This window comes from Truepera sp., from assembly GCA_032027045.1.
Taxonomy (GTDB): Bacteria; Deinococcota; Deinococci; order Deinococcales; family Trueperaceae; genus JAAYYF01.
This window is the reverse complement of the sequence record JAVSMU010000001.1, coordinates 2,161,265-2,175,346: the sequence shown is the minus strand read 5'-3', so window position 1 is coordinate 2,175,346 and position 14,082 is coordinate 2,161,265. Positions and strand designations below refer to the sequence as shown.

13 protein-coding genes are annotated in these 14,082 nt (G+C 69.9%); 5 read left to right on the top strand and 8 right to left on the bottom strand.

The window, feature by feature from the left end; genetic code table 11:
- The first annotated feature begins 33 nt into the window (after positions 1-33).
- The gene (locus ROY82_09990; GenBank protein ID MDT3682785.1) at positions 34-1,164 is read left to right on the top strand and encodes an MFS transporter; all 1,131 of its coding nucleotides are present in this window, start codon (positions 34-36) and stop codon (positions 1,162-1,164) included.
- Here ROY82_09990 and ROY82_09985 read toward each other — a convergent pair.
- The 8 genes from ROY82_09985 to ROY82_09950 all read right to left on the bottom strand — a co-directional run bounded on the left by ROY82_09985 (position 1,079) and on the right by ROY82_09950 (position 8,108).
- Positions 1,079-2,356 (bottom strand): hypothetical protein, encoded by a 1,278-nt coding sequence (locus tag ROY82_09985; protein MDT3682784.1) that lies wholly within the window; start codon positions 2,354-2,356, stop codon positions 1,079-1,081. The two genes, ROY82_09990 and ROY82_09985, sit on opposite strands and share 86 nt — an antisense overlap.
- A 5-nt stretch (positions 2,357-2,361) precedes the next feature.
- On the bottom strand, positions 2,362-2,796 hold the full coding sequence (locus ROY82_09980) for a hypothetical protein (GenBank protein ID MDT3682783.1): 435 nt from the start codon (positions 2,794-2,796) through the stop codon (positions 2,362-2,364).
- 73 nt (positions 2,797-2,869) lie between these two features.
- Positions 2,870-3,691, bottom strand: a complete 822-nt coding sequence (phnE, locus tag ROY82_09975; protein MDT3682782.1) for a phosphonate ABC transporter, permease protein PhnE — start codon at positions 3,689-3,691, stop codon at positions 2,870-2,872.
- 3 nt (positions 3,692-3,694) lie between these two features.
- Positions 3,695-4,480 carry a phosphonate ABC transporter, permease protein PhnE gene (phnE, locus tag ROY82_09970; GenBank protein MDT3682781.1) on the bottom strand — a complete coding sequence of 262 codons (786 nt, stop codon included), beginning with the start codon at positions 4,478-4,480 and terminating at the stop codon, positions 3,695-3,697.
- Positions 4,473-5,243, bottom strand: a complete 771-nt coding sequence (phnC, locus tag ROY82_09965; GenBank protein ID MDT3682780.1) for a phosphonate ABC transporter ATP-binding protein — start codon at positions 5,241-5,243, stop codon at positions 4,473-4,475. The genes phnE (ROY82_09970) and phnC overlap by 8 nt, the downstream gene beginning before the upstream one ends.
- Positions 5,244-5,340: 97 nt before the next feature.
- Positions 5,341-6,222, bottom strand: a complete 882-nt coding sequence (locus ROY82_09960) for a phosphate/phosphite/phosphonate ABC transporter substrate-binding protein (protein ID MDT3682779.1) — start codon at positions 6,220-6,222, stop codon at positions 5,341-5,343.
- 141 nt (positions 6,223-6,363) lie between these two features.
- The gene (locus ROY82_09955; GenBank protein ID MDT3682778.1) at positions 6,364-7,110 is read right to left on the bottom strand and encodes an amino acid racemase; all 747 of its coding nucleotides are present in this window, start codon (positions 7,108-7,110) and stop codon (positions 6,364-6,366) included.
- A complete protein-coding gene (locus ROY82_09950; protein MDT3682777.1) occupies positions 7,110-8,108 on the bottom strand; it encodes a D-cysteine desulfhydrase in 999 nt (332 codons plus the stop codon). Before ROY82_09950 ends, ROY82_09955 begins: the two co-directional genes overlap by 1 nt.
- 204 nt (positions 8,109-8,312) lie before the next feature.
- Between ROY82_09950 and deoC the strand changes: the two genes are divergently transcribed.
- From deoC to tdh, 4 genes are read left to right on the top strand one after another with little or no spacing between them, the layout of a single operon-like run.
- Complete coding sequence (deoC, locus tag ROY82_09945; GenBank protein ID MDT3682776.1) at positions 8,313-9,338, top strand: deoxyribose-phosphate aldolase; 1,026 nt, start codon at positions 8,313-8,315, stop codon at positions 9,336-9,338.
- Between the two features lie 31 nt (positions 9,339-9,369).
- On the top strand, positions 9,370-11,775 hold the full coding sequence (locus ROY82_09940) for an aldehyde dehydrogenase family protein (protein ID MDT3682775.1): 2,406 nt from the start codon (positions 9,370-9,372) through the stop codon (positions 11,773-11,775).
- The gene (locus ROY82_09935) at positions 11,765-12,976 is read left to right on the top strand and encodes a glycine C-acetyltransferase (protein ID MDT3682774.1); all 1,212 of its coding nucleotides are present in this window, start codon (positions 11,765-11,767) and stop codon (positions 12,974-12,976) included. Before ROY82_09940 ends, ROY82_09935 begins: the two co-directional genes overlap by 11 nt.
- Positions 12,977-14,017, top strand: a complete 1,041-nt coding sequence (tdh, locus tag ROY82_09930) for an L-threonine 3-dehydrogenase (protein MDT3682773.1) — start codon at positions 12,977-12,979, stop codon at positions 14,015-14,017.
- Positions 14,018-14,082: the final 65 nt, after the last annotated feature.

Below are 14,082 nucleotides of genomic sequence, written 5' to 3'. Positions count from 1 at the left end.
GGGTCCGGCCCGGCGCGGTAACGTGCCTGCTGCATGGCGACCCCGAAAACCGTTTCCCGCCAGGCCATCTTGTGGTTGAGCTTCGCGGTGTTCCTCCTCATCGGGGCGCTCCAGGCGCTCTACGGCCCGTCGTTTCCCATGCTCCGGGAGCGTTTCGGGATCGGGGTCGAGGCCGTGAGCATCGTGGTGAGCGCACAGTTCCTGGGTTCTTTCCTCGGCATCGTGGTCTCGGGTTTCCTGCTGCGGGCGCTGGGTTACAAGCGCGTGCTGTTGACGGCCGCCGGCGTACTGGCGGTCGGCGCGGGCGCCATAGCCCTCGCGCCAACGTGGGTCCTGGTACTGGCGGGCGCCGTCCTGGGCGGTGCCGGGGCCGGGCTCCTCAACGTCACGTCCAACCTCATGGTGGCGGTGGCCTTCAGTCCGAAGGCGGCTCCCGCCCTGAACCTGAGCAGCGCCCTGTTCGGCGTCGGGGCCGTGGTGGGGCCCCTGCTCGTGACCGCCTTCGAGCCGCGCTTCGCGCCGCCCTTCTTGTTCATTGCCCTGGGCGCCCTGGTGCTCCTGCCGTGGGCGGCTACCATCCGTGCGCCCGAGGTCGCGCTCCCCGAGCTAGGCGCGGCGCCCGTCGCCTGGACCAGCCTGGCCGGGTTCGTGCTCCTCTACGTCTTCTACGTGTCGGCCGAGGTCGGCGTCACGTCGTGGGAGACGGAGTTCCTGACACCGCACTTCGGGGCGCGGGCGGCGGCCTTCACGTCGCTGTACTGGCTGGCGATCGTGGTCGGCCGCGTGCTGGCGGCACCCATATCCTCGCGCCTCAAGTCGCACTCGATGGTCCTGTACAGCGCCGGCGCGGCGCTGGTCTTCATGCTGGCGGCGCACCGGGTGGAGTCGGCGCCGCTCGCCTTCGTGCTTGTGGGCCTGAGCCTGGCCCCGATCTTCCCGACGACGCTCGCCTGGCTCACCGAGGTGTTCCCTCAGCGGGCCGAACAGGTCACGCCGGTGGTGGTCGCGGCGGCCAACCTGGGCCCCGCGCTGACCGCCCCGCTGATCGGCCGCGTGGTGCAGGCCGATGGCCCGCAGGTCATACCGACGGCCCTGTCTGGGCTGGTCCTGTTGCTCCTGCTGACGGTGGTGTGGCTCTGGTTCCGTACCCGAGGTCGAGCCTGAAGAGGGCAAGCAACGCGACCAGCGCCGGCCCCAGGCTCGTGATCGCCGTGGCGTAGAGGGCCCAGGGCCCGGCCCAGGCGCGGGGCCAGACCGGCGTAAGGGTCACGAGCGCCGCGAGCATCAGGGCCACGGTGGCTACGAACGCCCAGGCGCCACGGAACACGCCCGGGCCCCACGTGGACCTGACGGCGAACAGCAGCGCGAAACTCACCGCGCCCAGCAGGAACGCGTGCAAGAAGAGGATGTGGAGCGGCGCGGCGAAGAGCCACTGCCGCACCGCCGGCGGCGCCCCGGCGAACTCGACGGCGCCCTTGAGCATCAGTAGCGCCAGTGCGATCTGGCGCAGCCACAGGGTGACGCCCGCCAGCGACGGTACGGCGGTCTCGGAGGGCGGCCAGACGACGAAGACGAGCACCAGCCAGACGAGAGCCGCCAGGGCGCTGGTGGCGGCATCGATGCCGCCGGCCCAGACCCACCCCGGCCCCGCCACGGCGAAGCGCGCCGCGCTGCGCAGGGCGATGGCCGCCACCAACGTCCACACGAGAAGCCCCAGGGGGTAGCGGGAGAGCCGTGCGGGCCGTGAGAACCGCGCCGCCAGACCGACCACGCTCAGGCCGAACCAGCCGTCCGCGAACGCCGTCAGGAACCATTCGACGAGGGCGAGCATGGTGGGCCTTTGCACCTGGCCGGTGGCGCCCAGGAACGCGAGGCCTCCGATGGCGAGCGAGGCGACGACCATGAGGGCCAAGGCGCCGTCGAAGAGCCGCAAGACCGGCCAGCGCCGCACCTTCCACGTGGCCACCACGTAGGCGAACAGGAAGAGGAACCAGGCGAAACCGTTGAAGCCCGACACGAACATCGAGATGGGCAGCGGCTTGCCGCCTCCTAAGCTCATGAGGTGGTAGCCGCTCTTGAGGAACGGCAGGTAGGTTGCGAGCCCACTGAAGACGGCGATGGTGGCCGCCAGGCCGAAGGCCCTGGTTCGCAGCCCGCGGCGCCGCAGGTGGGCACCGATCAACAGCATGAGGGGCGGGGTTATCCACGAGAAGAACATCAGGTGCGAGTGAGCGTGCCTTATGTACTCGAGGACCCCGGGGAGCCGGTGGATGAGCGCGAAGCGGAAGTAAGTGCCGGTGCCGGCGGCCAGAACGAAGCTGGCGAGGCTGACGCCCCACACCCAACGGCCTTTCACGTTCCTCAGTCTGGCATCTTCAGGAGCACTCGTAGCTGGGCCAGGAACGCGGCCTCGTCCTCGCTGATGCGCGGCCTCAAGAAACCGCCGGCGGCCTTCGACACGTGCTCGGCCAGCTCGAAGAGGAACCGCTTGAACTCGGCGCCCTCCTCGTCGTCTTTCACGAGCTCGCCGACCTCGCCAAGCCGCTCGAGCAGGCGCTCGCGCGTGAGGGGCTCCTCCGAAGCGTTGGCCTCGCCGGCTTCCGTGCGCTGGAAGAGCGCCGTCACCAGGGCGTTGTCGGCGTACTTCTGCCGCGCGTCGTACAGGTAGCGACCGGCGGCCATGATCTCGCGGAAGTAGCCGACGAGACCCGTGCGGTCGGCGGCGACGGTGGCTAGCAGCACCTCCGCGGCGGCGTCGAGCAGGCGTTCTCGCGTGGCTTCGGGGTAGTCGCTCATGGCCCGATCATGCCACGCGAGCGGGCCGGTCGTAGCACCGGCCGTTCGTGGTGGTGCAGCGCCGCGGTAGCGCTCAGACGAGCCGGCGCCGGATGCGCGAACTGACGGCGTCGACCACGATGATGAACCCGACGATCACGATGATGATCATCGAGACCTCGGCCCAACGGCGGAACTGCAGGCGCTGGATGAGGGGGAGGCCGATGCCGCCCGCGCCGACCATGCCGAGGACCGCCGCGGAACGCAGGTTGATCTCCAGCCGGTAGAGGACGTTGGAGGCGAACTCGGGCAGAACCTGGGGGACCACGGCGTAGAGGAACGTTTCCAGCTGGTTGCCGCCGGCGGCGCGGATGGCCTCCATGGGGCCCTGGTCGATGCCCTCGATGACGTCGGAGAACACCTTGCCCAGGTAGCCGATGGAGTGGATGCCCATCGCCATGATGCCGGCGGTGGGCCCGGGCCCGGCAGCCGCCACGAAGATGACGGCCAGGACGATCTCGGGGAAGGTGCGCACCGCCACGAGCACGGCCTTGCCGGGCAGCGCCCAGCGCGTGCCGCCCAGCAGGTTGCCGGAGGCCAGGAACGATAACGGGAAGGCGAGCGTGGCGCCCAGCGCGGTGCCCAGGAAGGCCATGAAGAAGGTGACGACCATCGAGTCCCACGCCAACCGGAAGACGCCGGTGTCGGGACGGATCAACCCCCTCAGGAGGGGTGCGGCGTTGTTCTGCAGACCCCTGACGACGCGAGACCAGGCGGGCAGGTCCATGGTCACCAGCGCCAGCACGAAGAGCGCCACCATCAGGAGGCCGCCCAGCGCGAGCAGGTTGCGGTTGCGGCGCACGTGCGCCGGCGCCGGCGGGATCTTGAGTCGCGTCTCTTGGAGGCTGCCCGTCATTGCCTAGATGAGCCGCGACCGGGCCCAGACGCTGAACCCGTCGATGATGAGAACGACGACGAAGATCACGACGATCAGTGCCCCCAGGCCGGTGTAGTCGAAGAAGTTGAAGTAACGCTGCAGCAGCAGCCCGATGCCGCCGGCGCCCACGAAGCCGATGACGACGCTCGCCCTCACGTTGATCTCGAAGACGTAAAGCATGTAAGAAACCATGGTGGCCGCCACTTGCGGGACGACGGCGAAGGCGATGGTGCGGTTGCGGCCGGCGCCCACGGCCCTGAGGGCCTCCAGGGGCCCCGGGTCGATGGACTCGACGGTCTCGGAACCCAGCTTGGCGAGCACGCCTATCGAGAAGAAGGTCAGCGCCACCACGCCGGGCAGGGCGCCGAGGCCAAGTACGGCGACGAAGAGGGCGGCCCACAGCAGGTCCGGGATGCTGCGCAGCACCGTCAGCAGCGTGCGCGCGACCCACATGCTGGCGGGGTTGACGGCCGTGTTGGCCGACGCGAGGAAGATGAGCGGGATGGCGATCAGGCTGCCGACGACGGTCGCCACGTACGCGATCTGGATGGTCTGGAGGAGCGGCCCCCAGATCTGCGGCAGCGCCGTGAAGTCCGGCCGCAAGCGACCGAAGAAGCGGAAGAAGTCGGCCGCGCCGGTGAACAGGGCCGGCAGGTTGAACTTCGTCTGCTGGAAGGCCAGCACGAACAGGCCGGCGACCGCCGCCAGCGTGAGCCACGTCTTCAGGCGCCCGGCCGCGGGTGGCCGTGAGACGGCGGGCCTAGCCACCGCGCAGGTCCTTGTCGTCTATGGGGCGGCCGTAGATCTCCTCGAAGGAGGCGTCGGTGGCCTCGTCCGGGGTGCCGTCGAACACGACCAAACCGTCGCGCATGCCGATGATGCGGTCGGCGTAGTCGCGGGCCATGTCTATGAAGTGCAGGTTCACCACCGTCGTGATGCCGTCCTCGCGGCTGATGCGCTTGAGGTCCGACATGACGGCGTGCGAGGTGGGTGGGTCGAGGCTGGCGACGGGCTCGTCGGCCAGCATGACCGACGGGTTCTGCGCGAGCGCGCGTGCGATCCCCACGCGCTGCTGTTGACCGCCCGAGAGGGCGTCGGCGCGCACGTAGGCCTTCTCGGGGATGCCCACGCGGTCGAGGCAGTCGTGCGCGTACGCCAGGTCCTCCCTGGGAAAGGCGCTGAGGACGCCGCGCCAGGCGGGCAGGCTGCCAAGGCGGCCCGCCAGCACGTTGCGGATGACGCTCGAGCGCTTCACCAAGTTGAAGGTCTGGAAGATCATGCCGATGTCGGACCGCGCGCGCCTGAGAGCTCGGCCGCGTGCGCTGGTGACGTCGGTGCCGTCGACCACCACGCGGCCGCTCGACGGCAAGACGAGGCTGTTGACGGTGCGGATGAGCGTCGACTTGCCGGCGCCCGAAAGCCCCACCACGACGACGAACTGACCCCGGGGTATGTCCAGGGTCACGCCCTTCAGGGCCTTGAGGCCGGTCTTGTAAACGACCTCGACGTTCTCGAAGTTGATATGTCCCACGACGGCACCAACGCTACACGGAATCGGCGGCCAGGGATAGACCCGGCCGCCGCCTGACGTGCGTTTCCGCCGGGGCGCCTTGACGCCCCGACGCCACTCAGCGCTGGAAGGTCTTGGAGACCTCGCGGACGATGTCGTAGGCCGACGCGTCGATGCGAGCGAAGTCCGTGACGTTGAACAGGGTCTTGGTGAGTTCCTTGCCCTCGGGGGTGGCGGCGATGTCGATCATGGCCTGCGTGATCTGCTCGACGAGCTCGGGGTCGAGGCCCTTGCGCACGACGACGCCGTCGTTGGGGATGTAGTCGGAGTAGCCGAGGATGCAGACGACGTCCTTGACGTCGGGGTACTCGGCTTCGATGGTCTCGCGGCCGTCGGAGCCGGGGGAGCCGCCGAAGGTGACGGAGACGTCGACGTCTCCGTTGTAGACGGCGAGGGCGGCGGCGTCGTGGGAGCCGGCGAAGATGGCGGTCATGTCCTTGTCGGGGTCGATGCCGTAGGTGTTCTTGAGGGTGACGTAGGGGAACTGGTAGCCGGAGGCGGAGCCGGGGTCGACGAAGGCGATGGTCTTGCCGCGGAGCTGTTCGAAGGTCGTGATGCCGCTGTCGCAGCGGACGTTGAACTGCGCGCGGTACGAGGTGGCGCCCCTGCGCACGGAGGCGAGGATGACCTGGGCGCCGTAGTTGTCGACGGCCTGCACGAGCGCCGCCGGGCCGAAGAGGCCGATGTCGACGCGGCCGGTGCCGACAGCCTCGACGAGGCCGACGAAGTTGGTGGACACGAAGGTCTCGACGGGGATGAGCAGGCGCTCGGAAAGCATGGCGGCGATCGGGTCGAGGCTGTCGACGATGGCGTCGGCCTCGCGGCTCGGGACCATGCCGAGGACGAGCTTGCTGGGTACGTCTCCTTGCGCTTGAGCGGTGCCCATGAACAGGGTCGCGCCCAGCACGAGGGCGATCAGGGTGGAGATCAGTCGCTTCACTTGGTGTCCTCCGACGTTGGCGGTCGCGGCGTGGCAAGGCCGCCGGTACGCTGCCGGTCGTCCCTCTCCATGCCTGCGTCGGCGCAGATTAGCATGCCCGCCCGCCGGACTACCTAACCCGACGTTAAGGAATTCACAGCTTTAACGAGGCGCGCGTAACGGCAGTGGCCTGACACCCGTCCCGATGGCCACCGCGGCCGCCACCAGCGCGTCCGTCGACGACACGAGCGGCACGTTCAGGCCCGCAGCGCTCAGGTCGTCGGCGTTAAAAACGAGTGGCACCTCCGTGCAGCCCGCCACGATTGCCTCGGCGCCGGCGTCCGTCAGCTCGCGCGCCAGCGCCAGCATGCCTTCGCGGACGCCCGCGCCCGTCTCGCCCGCCTTCACGCGGTAGAGCAGGCTCATGAACCTATTGCGGCGCTCCCCGACGGGCTCGAGGACACCGACGCCACGCGCCTCGAAAGCCGTGGCGTAAAGGCGGGCGTCCTGCGCCCCGGCTGCGGCCAGCACCCCGACCCTGCGCGCGCCCGGGGCGGCGGCCAGGGTCGCGTCGACCGTCTCGCCTACGATGCTCACGAGGGGCACGCTGACCGCGCTGGTGATGGCGTCCGAGAAAGCATGCGCCGCGTTGCAGACCATGAACAGCGCCTCGGCGCCGGCCGCCTCCAGCCTCACGGCCATGGCCGCAAGCTGCGGCGCCGGACTCGGACCCGTGCCGGCTACCGCCTCGTTGCGGTTGGGCACGCCCGGGTCGGCGTCGATGATCACGTGGAGGTGGTCCTGGTCGGTAAGTGCCGGCGTCGCCGCGACGAGCTTGGCGTAGAAGTCCACGGTCGCCGCCGGCCCGAGCCCGCCGAGGATGCCCAGGATCGGCCTGGATCGCCCCATCAGCCCGCCAGCACGTCCTGGTAGGCGTACAGGGCCGGGCTGCCGCCGGTGTGCAGGAAGACGACATCGTCGTGGCGGTCGAAGGCCCCCCGGCGCACGAGGTCGATGAGGCCCGCGGCCGCCTTGCCCGTGTACACGGGGTCGAGGAGCACGCCCTCCAGGCGCGCGAAGAGCTTGACGGCCTCGACCATGCCGGCCGTCGGGATCGAGTAGCCCTCGCCCACGTAGTCGTCGAGCACTGCCACGTCCGCGGCGGTGGGTGGTCGCTCCGACCCCGCGAGTTCGGCGGTGGCGCGGGCCAGGCCCAGGATCTTCTCCTCCTGCGGCGCCCTGGGCGCCCGCACGCTGATGCCGGTGATTGGCACTCCCGCGCTGGTGCCCGTCATCCCCGCCACGACGCCGCCGTGAGTGCCGCCGCTCCCGCTGGCCGTCACGAGGTGCGTCACGTTCAGGCCCAACTCGAACGATTGCTGCATGAGCTCCTGCGCGCACGCCACGTAACCGAGCGCCCCCAGGGCGTTGGAGCCGCCGCCGGGGATCACGTAGGCTCTCCGGCCCAGCGCCGCCACCTCGTCGGCTACCTGCTGCATGGCCGCCGACAGGTCCGTGCCCGCGGGCACGACCGTGACGGCCTCCACGCCCAGCAGGCCGAAGAGGAAGTTGTTGCCGCTGGCGTGCGCGTCGTAGCTGCCCGGCACCCGTTCCTCCAGGACCAGGCGGCAGGAGAGGCCCTCGTGGACGGCCGCGGCAAGCGTCAGGCGGCAGTGGTTGGACTGCACGGCCCCCGTCGTCACCAGGGTGTCGGCGCCGTGCTCGAGCGCGTCGGCCACCAAGAATTCCAGCTTGCGGGTCTTGTTGCCGCCGCCGGCGAGGCCGAGGAGGTCGTCGCGTTTGATCCACAGGTTGGGCCCGCCCAGGTGGGCGCTCAGGCGGGGCAGGCGTTCGAGCGGCGTGGGGCCGTCCGTGTAATGGCGGCGGGGGAAGCGGGAGAGTTGCATGGTCGACCTCCGGGGTACGCGGCGGCGCGGGCCAACGGAGCGTTATCGATACGCGGGCTGCCCGTCGCCTTCGCGCCAATCATAAGTGGAGGCCGGCCAGCACCGCAGAACGGTCGGCCGGCGCGGGAAAAGCCACGGCTACCGGGGTGTATGCTCGGGAAACTGCGGTCGGTGGCGCCGTTGACGCGCCAGAGGAGAGTAGGCATGGCCATCTCACGAATCGAAGTCGAGCCCGATGCGGGCGCCCGTGGGAGCGACTCCGTGGCTAGGACGTTCGCACCGTTGCCGCGCAACGAGGGCATGGCGCTGGAGCTCGACTGGGTTGAGGGCGTGCGGGTCAACCGCAGCGCCGTCGAGCGGCGCTCCGCCACCCTGACCACGCGCCGGAGCGTCAAGAAGGAGTGGCAGGCGGCCTGGCTCTTGAAGGCGGTCACCCTCATCGACCTGACGACGCTGGCCGGCGACGACACGCCGGGCCGCGTGCGGCGGCTGTGCGCCAAGGCCCTGAGGCCCGTCAGGCAAGACCTCCTCGACGACCTCGGCATGGGCAACGCGGGCATCACGACGGGCGCAGTGTGCGTCTATCACGACATGGTGCCCACGGCGGTGGCGGCGCTGCGCGGCAGCGGCGTACCCGTGGCCGCCGTCTCGACCGGGTTCCCCGCCGGCCTCTCGCCCCTGGAGACGCGCGTCGAGGAGATCCGCCGCTCGGTGGTGACCGGCGCAGCCGAGATAGACATAGTCATCTCCCGTCGCCACGCGCTGACCCAGGACTGGGAGGCGCTCTACGACGAGCTCCGCCTCTTCCGAGAGGCTTGTGGCCCCGCGCACATGAAGGCCATCCTGGCAACGGGCGAGCTCGGCACGCTGCGCACCGTGTACCGCGCCAGTCTGGTGGCCATGATGGCCGGCGCCGACTTCATCAAGACCTCCACGGGCAAGGAACCCGAGAACGCCACCCTTCCCGTGAGCCTCACGATGGCCCGCGCCATCCGCGAGTACCTGGAGCGGACCGGCTACCACGTGGGCTTCAAGCCCGCCGGTGGCCTCAGAACGGCCAAGGACGCCCTGGCATGGTTGGTGCTGATGAAGGAGGAGTTGGGCCGGCGCTGGCTCGAGCCCGACCTCTTCCGCATAGGCGCCAGCTCGTTGCTCGCCGACATCGAGCGGCAGCTCGAGCATCACGTGACGGGCCGCTACTCCGCTACCTACCGCCACCCCCTCGGCTGATGGGGCGAGAAGATACAAGGAGCCTCCGAGCATGAGCGTCAGGGAGATCTTCGACAGCATGGAGTACGGGCCCGCCCCCGAGGCCCAGGACGTGGCACGTGCCTGGTTGAAGCGCCACGGCAACCGTTTCGGGCACTTCATCGGCGGGCGCTTCGTCAAGCCCGCGTCGGGGGAGACCTTCGCCACGCACTACCCGGCGGACGCCAGCGAACTGGCCCAGGTGGCACAGGGCGACGAGCGCGACGTCGCCAAGGCCGTGAAGATTGCCCGCGCCGCACAGTCCGCCTGGCAGGGCCTCGGTGGCCACGGCCGCGCTCGTTACCTCTACGCCCTGGCCCGCCACGTGCAGAAGCACGCGCGCCTCCTGGCCGTGCTCGAGTCGCTCGACAACGGCAAGCCCATCAGGGAGACGCGCGACCTCGACGTTCCCCTGGTGGCGCGGCACTTCTACCACCACGCCGGCTGGGCGCAGCTCTTGGACACCGAGTTCCCCGACCAGGAGGCCGTGGGCGTGTGCGCCCAGATCATCCCCTGGAACTTCCCGCTGCTCATGCTCGCCTGGAAGGTGGCGCCGGCCCTCGCAGCCGGCAACACGGTCGTGCTGAAGCCGGCCGAGTTCACGCCCCTCACCGCGCTGCTCTTCGCCGAGCTGGCAAGCGAGGTCGGCCTGCCCGCCGGCGTCCTCAACGTGGTCACGGGTGACGGCCTTACGGGCGCGGCGCTGGTGGCGGCCGACGGCGTCGACAAGGTGGCGTTCACCGGCTCCACCGAGGTCGGGCGCAGCATCCGCAAGGCCACGGCCGGCCGCGGCATGAAGCTCTCCCTCGAGCTGGGCGGCAAGTCGCCGTTCATCGTGTTCGACGACGCCGACTTGGACAGTGCCGTGGAGGGCGTGGTCGACGCCATCTGGTTCAACCAGGGTCAGGTCTGCTGCGCCGGCAGCCGCCTACTGGTGCAAGAGAGCGTGGCCAAGCGCCTCGAGGCCAAGCTCATCGCCCGCATGGAGACGCTACGTGAGGGGCCGTCGCTCGACAAGGGCATAGACATCGGCGCCATCATCGCGCCCGTGCAGCTAGCCAAGATCGAGCGCCTGGTGGCGCAGGGCCGGGAGGAGGGTGCGCGCTGTTACCAGCCGAGTTGGAGCGCGCCCAAGGACGGTTGGTACTACCCGCCGACGCTCTTCACCGAGGTCTCACCGGCCGCGGTCATCGCCCAGGAGGAGATCTTCGGGCCCGTGATCGTGAGCATGACCTTCCGCACGCCGGCCGAGGCCGTCCAGCTCGCCAACGACACGCGCTACGGCCTGGCCGCCAGCGTGTGGACCGAGAACGTCAACCTCGCCCTCGACGTGGCGCCCCGCCTCAAGGCGGGCGTCGTATGGGTCAACTGCACCAACCAGTTCGACGCCGCGGCCGGCTTCGGTGGCTACCGCGAGAGCGGCTTCGGCCGTGAGGGCGGCCGCGAGGGCATGTTCGAGTACCTGAAGCCGAAGCACGAGGCGGGCCTGCCCAACTACGCCGCGTCCGACCTGGTAGCCCCCACACCCGCCGCCGACGTGACGGCGGGCCTGGGCGATGAGCGCTCCGCCTTCGGCATCGACCGCACCCCGAAGCTCTACATCGGTGGGCGGCAGAAGCGGCCCGACGGCAACTACGTCTACCCCGTCCTGAGCGCCGCGGGCGCCAGGGTGGGCGACGCCCCGTTGGGTAACCGCAAGGACGTGCGCGACGCCGTCGAGGCCGCCGTGAAGAACGGCGGCTGGACGAAGGCCACCGCTCACCTGCGCGCCCAGGTCCTCTACTACGTGGCCGAGAACCTGGAAGTGCGCGCCCCCGAGTTCGAGGAGCGCATCAGGAGCCTGACGAACGTCAACCGCCGCGCGGCCGCTCGCGAGGTGGGCAAGAGCGTCGAGCGGCTCTTCAGCGCCGCGGCCTACGCCGACAAGTACGACGGCCGCGTGCACCCCACGCCCATGCGCAACGTCACCCTGGCCATGAACGAGCCGTACGACGTGATGGCCATCGTCTGCCCGGACGAGGCCCCGCTCCTGGCTTTCGTCTCGCTGGTGGCACCGGCCCTGGCCATGGGCAACCGGGTGGTGGCGGTGCCCAGCGCGCGCTGGCCGCTCCTCGCCACCGACCTCTACCAGGTGTTCGACACGTCCGACGTCCCCGCGGGTGCCGTCAACATCGTGACGGGCGTGCGCGACGAGCTGGCGAAGGTGCTGGCGCAGCACGACGCGGTGGAGGCCATGTGGTACGCGGGCTCGGCGGAGGGCAGCGCCATGGTCGAGCGCGAGAGCGCCGGCAACCTCAAGGCCACGTGGGTCAACCACGGTAAGCAACGCGACTGGTACGACGACGCCCAGGCGTCCGGGCCCATGCTCCTGCGCCGCGCCACGCGCGTGAAGAACGTGTGGGTGCCCTATGGCGAGTGAGCGGCAGGCCTTCCTCACGGGCCTTAGCGACCAGCTGGAGGAGTTGCGCGCGGAGGGGCTCTACAAGGACGAACGCGTCATCGTGTCGCAGCAGCAGGCCCTCATCGAGATCACCGAGGACGGCGCCAGGCGCGAGGTCCTCAACCTCTGCGCCAACAACTACCTGGGGCTCGCGAACCACCCGGACGTCATAATCGCGGCCCAGCGCGGGCTCGACGAGCGCGGCTTCGGCGTGGCGTCGGTGCGCTTCATCTGCGGCACGCAGGACATCCACAAGCAGCTCGAGGTGCGCCTGAGCGCCTTCCTCGGCACCGACGACACCATCTTGTACTCGTCGTGCTTCGACGCCAACGGCGGCCTCTTCGAGACCCTGCTGGGAAGCGACGACGCCGTCATCTCCGACGCCCTCAACCACGCGAGCATCATCGACGGCGTGCGGCTCTCCAAGGCGAAGCGCTTCCGCTACGCCAACAACGACATGGCCGACCTGGAGCGCCAGTTGCAGGCGGCGGTGGCCGCGGGCGCGCGCTACAAGCTCATCGCCACCGACGGCGTCTTCTCGATGGACGGCGTGATCGCCGACCTGGAGGCCATCTGCGACCTCGCCGACGAGTACGGGGCGCTGGTGATGGTCGACGACAGTCACGCCACCGGCTTCACCGGCGCCGAGGGCCGCGGCTCTCACGAGGCGCGCGGCGTGATGGGCCGGGTCGACATCCTCACCGGCACACTCGGCAAGGCCCTGGGCGGCGCGTCCGGCGGCTACACGAGCGGGCGCCGCGAGATCGTCGAGTGGCTCAGGCAGCGCAGCCGGCCGTACCTGTTCTCGAACTCGCTGGCACCTAGCGTGGTGGCGGCCTCGCTGAAGGTCCTCGACATGCTCGAAGACGGCGCCCACCTGCGGGAGAAGCTGGCGGGCAACGCCGCCTTCTTCAGGCAGGCCATGACGTCGGCGGGCTTCAGGCTGGCCGGCGAGGGCCATCCGATAATCCCGGTCATGATCGGCGACGCGTCACTGGCGGGGCGGATGGCCGAGCGCATGCTGGAGCTGGGCGTCTACGTGGTGAGCTTCTCGTTCCCCGTCGTGCCAAGGGGCGAGGCGCGCATCCGCACCCAGATGTCGGCGGCGCACTCGCGGCTGCAGCTCGAGCGCGCCGTGGCGGCGTTCTCTCATGTGGGAAGAGAGCTCGGGGTCATCTAGGTGAGGGCCCTGTCCAAGCTGGAGGCGCGCGAGGGCATCTGGCTCGTCGACGCCCCCCAGCCCACTCCGGGGCCCAACGACCTGCTCATGCGCGTGGTGAAGACCAGCCTGTGCGGCACCGACGTGCACATCTACAACTGGGACGCCTGGTCGCAACGGACCGTCCCGGTCCCCCTCATAACGGGGCACGAGTGGGTCGGCGTGGTCGAGGAGGTGGGCTCGGAGGTAAGTGGCTTCCGGGTGGGCGACCGCGTGAGCGGCGAGGGGCACATCACCTGCGGGCATTGCCGCAACTGCCGGGCGGGGCGCCGGCACCTCTGCCGCAACGCGGTGGGCGTCGGCGTGCAGCGCCAGGGAGCCTTCGCCGATTACTTCGTGCTGCCCGCCTTCAACGCCTTCAAGCTCCCCGCCACCATCTCGGACGACCTGGGCGCCATCCTCGACCCGCTGGGGAACGCCGTGCATACGGCCCTCACGTACGACCTGGTGGGCGAGGACGTGTTGATCACCGGCGCGGGGCCCATCGGGCTGATGGCCGCCGCCGTGGCGCGCTTCGTGGGGGCGCGCAACATCGTCATCACCGACGTCAGGGAGTCGCGGTTGGCGCTGGCGCAGCGCATGGGCGCCACGCTGGGCGTGAACGTCGCCGACCCGGCCACCGACCTGAACGACGTCATGGCGTCGCTGGGCATGGCGGAGGGCTTCGACGTCGCCATGGAGATGTCGGGCGCGCCGCCCGCCTACGCTCAGATCCTCGACACCATCATCCACGGCGGCAAGGTGGCGCTGTTGGGCATCCCGTCGGCCGACATCGCCATCGACTGGAACAAGGTCGTCTTCAAGGGCCTCCACCTCCAGGGCATCTACGGCCGCCAGATGTTCGAGACCTGGTACAAGATGCGCAACCTGCTGCAGGCGGGACTCGACGTGACGCCCGTCATCACCCACCGCTTCGCGGCCGAGGACTTCCAGCAGGCGTTCGACGTCATGCGCGCGGGCGACTGCGGCAAGGTGATGCTGGATTGGCGCGGCGGCGCGTAGCGTCCGCCGCCCCAAGGTGACCCCGGATCGTCCGGTTCCGCCTTCGAGAACGCGGCTCGCCCGCG

Coding starts and splice junctions, on each gene's coding strand:
- ROY82_09990 (MDT3682785.1), top strand. CDS start 34: ATGGCGACCCCGAAAACCGTTTCCCGCCAGGCCATCTTGTGGTTGAGC.
- ROY82_09980 (MDT3682783.1), bottom strand. CDS start 2,796: ATGAGCGACTACCCCGAAGCCACGCGAGAACGCCTGCTCGACGCCGCC.
- phnE (MDT3682782.1), bottom strand. CDS start 3,691: ATGACGGGCAGCCTCCAAGAGACGCGACTCAAGATCCCGCCGGCGCCG.
- ROY82_09955 (MDT3682778.1), bottom strand. CDS start 7,110: ATGGGGCGATCCAGGCCGATCCTGGGCATCCTCGGCGGGCTCGGGCCG.
- ROY82_09950 (MDT3682777.1), bottom strand. CDS start 8,108: ATGCAACTCTCCCGCTTCCCCCGCCGCCATTACACGGACGGCCCCACG.
- deoC (MDT3682776.1), top strand. CDS start 8,313: ATGGCCATCTCACGAATCGAAGTCGAGCCCGATGCGGGCGCCCGTGGG.
- ROY82_09940 (MDT3682775.1), top strand. CDS start 9,370: ATGAGCGTCAGGGAGATCTTCGACAGCATGGAGTACGGGCCCGCCCCC.
- ROY82_09935 (MDT3682774.1), top strand. CDS start 11,765: ATGGCGAGTGAGCGGCAGGCCTTCCTCACGGGCCTTAGCGACCAGCTG.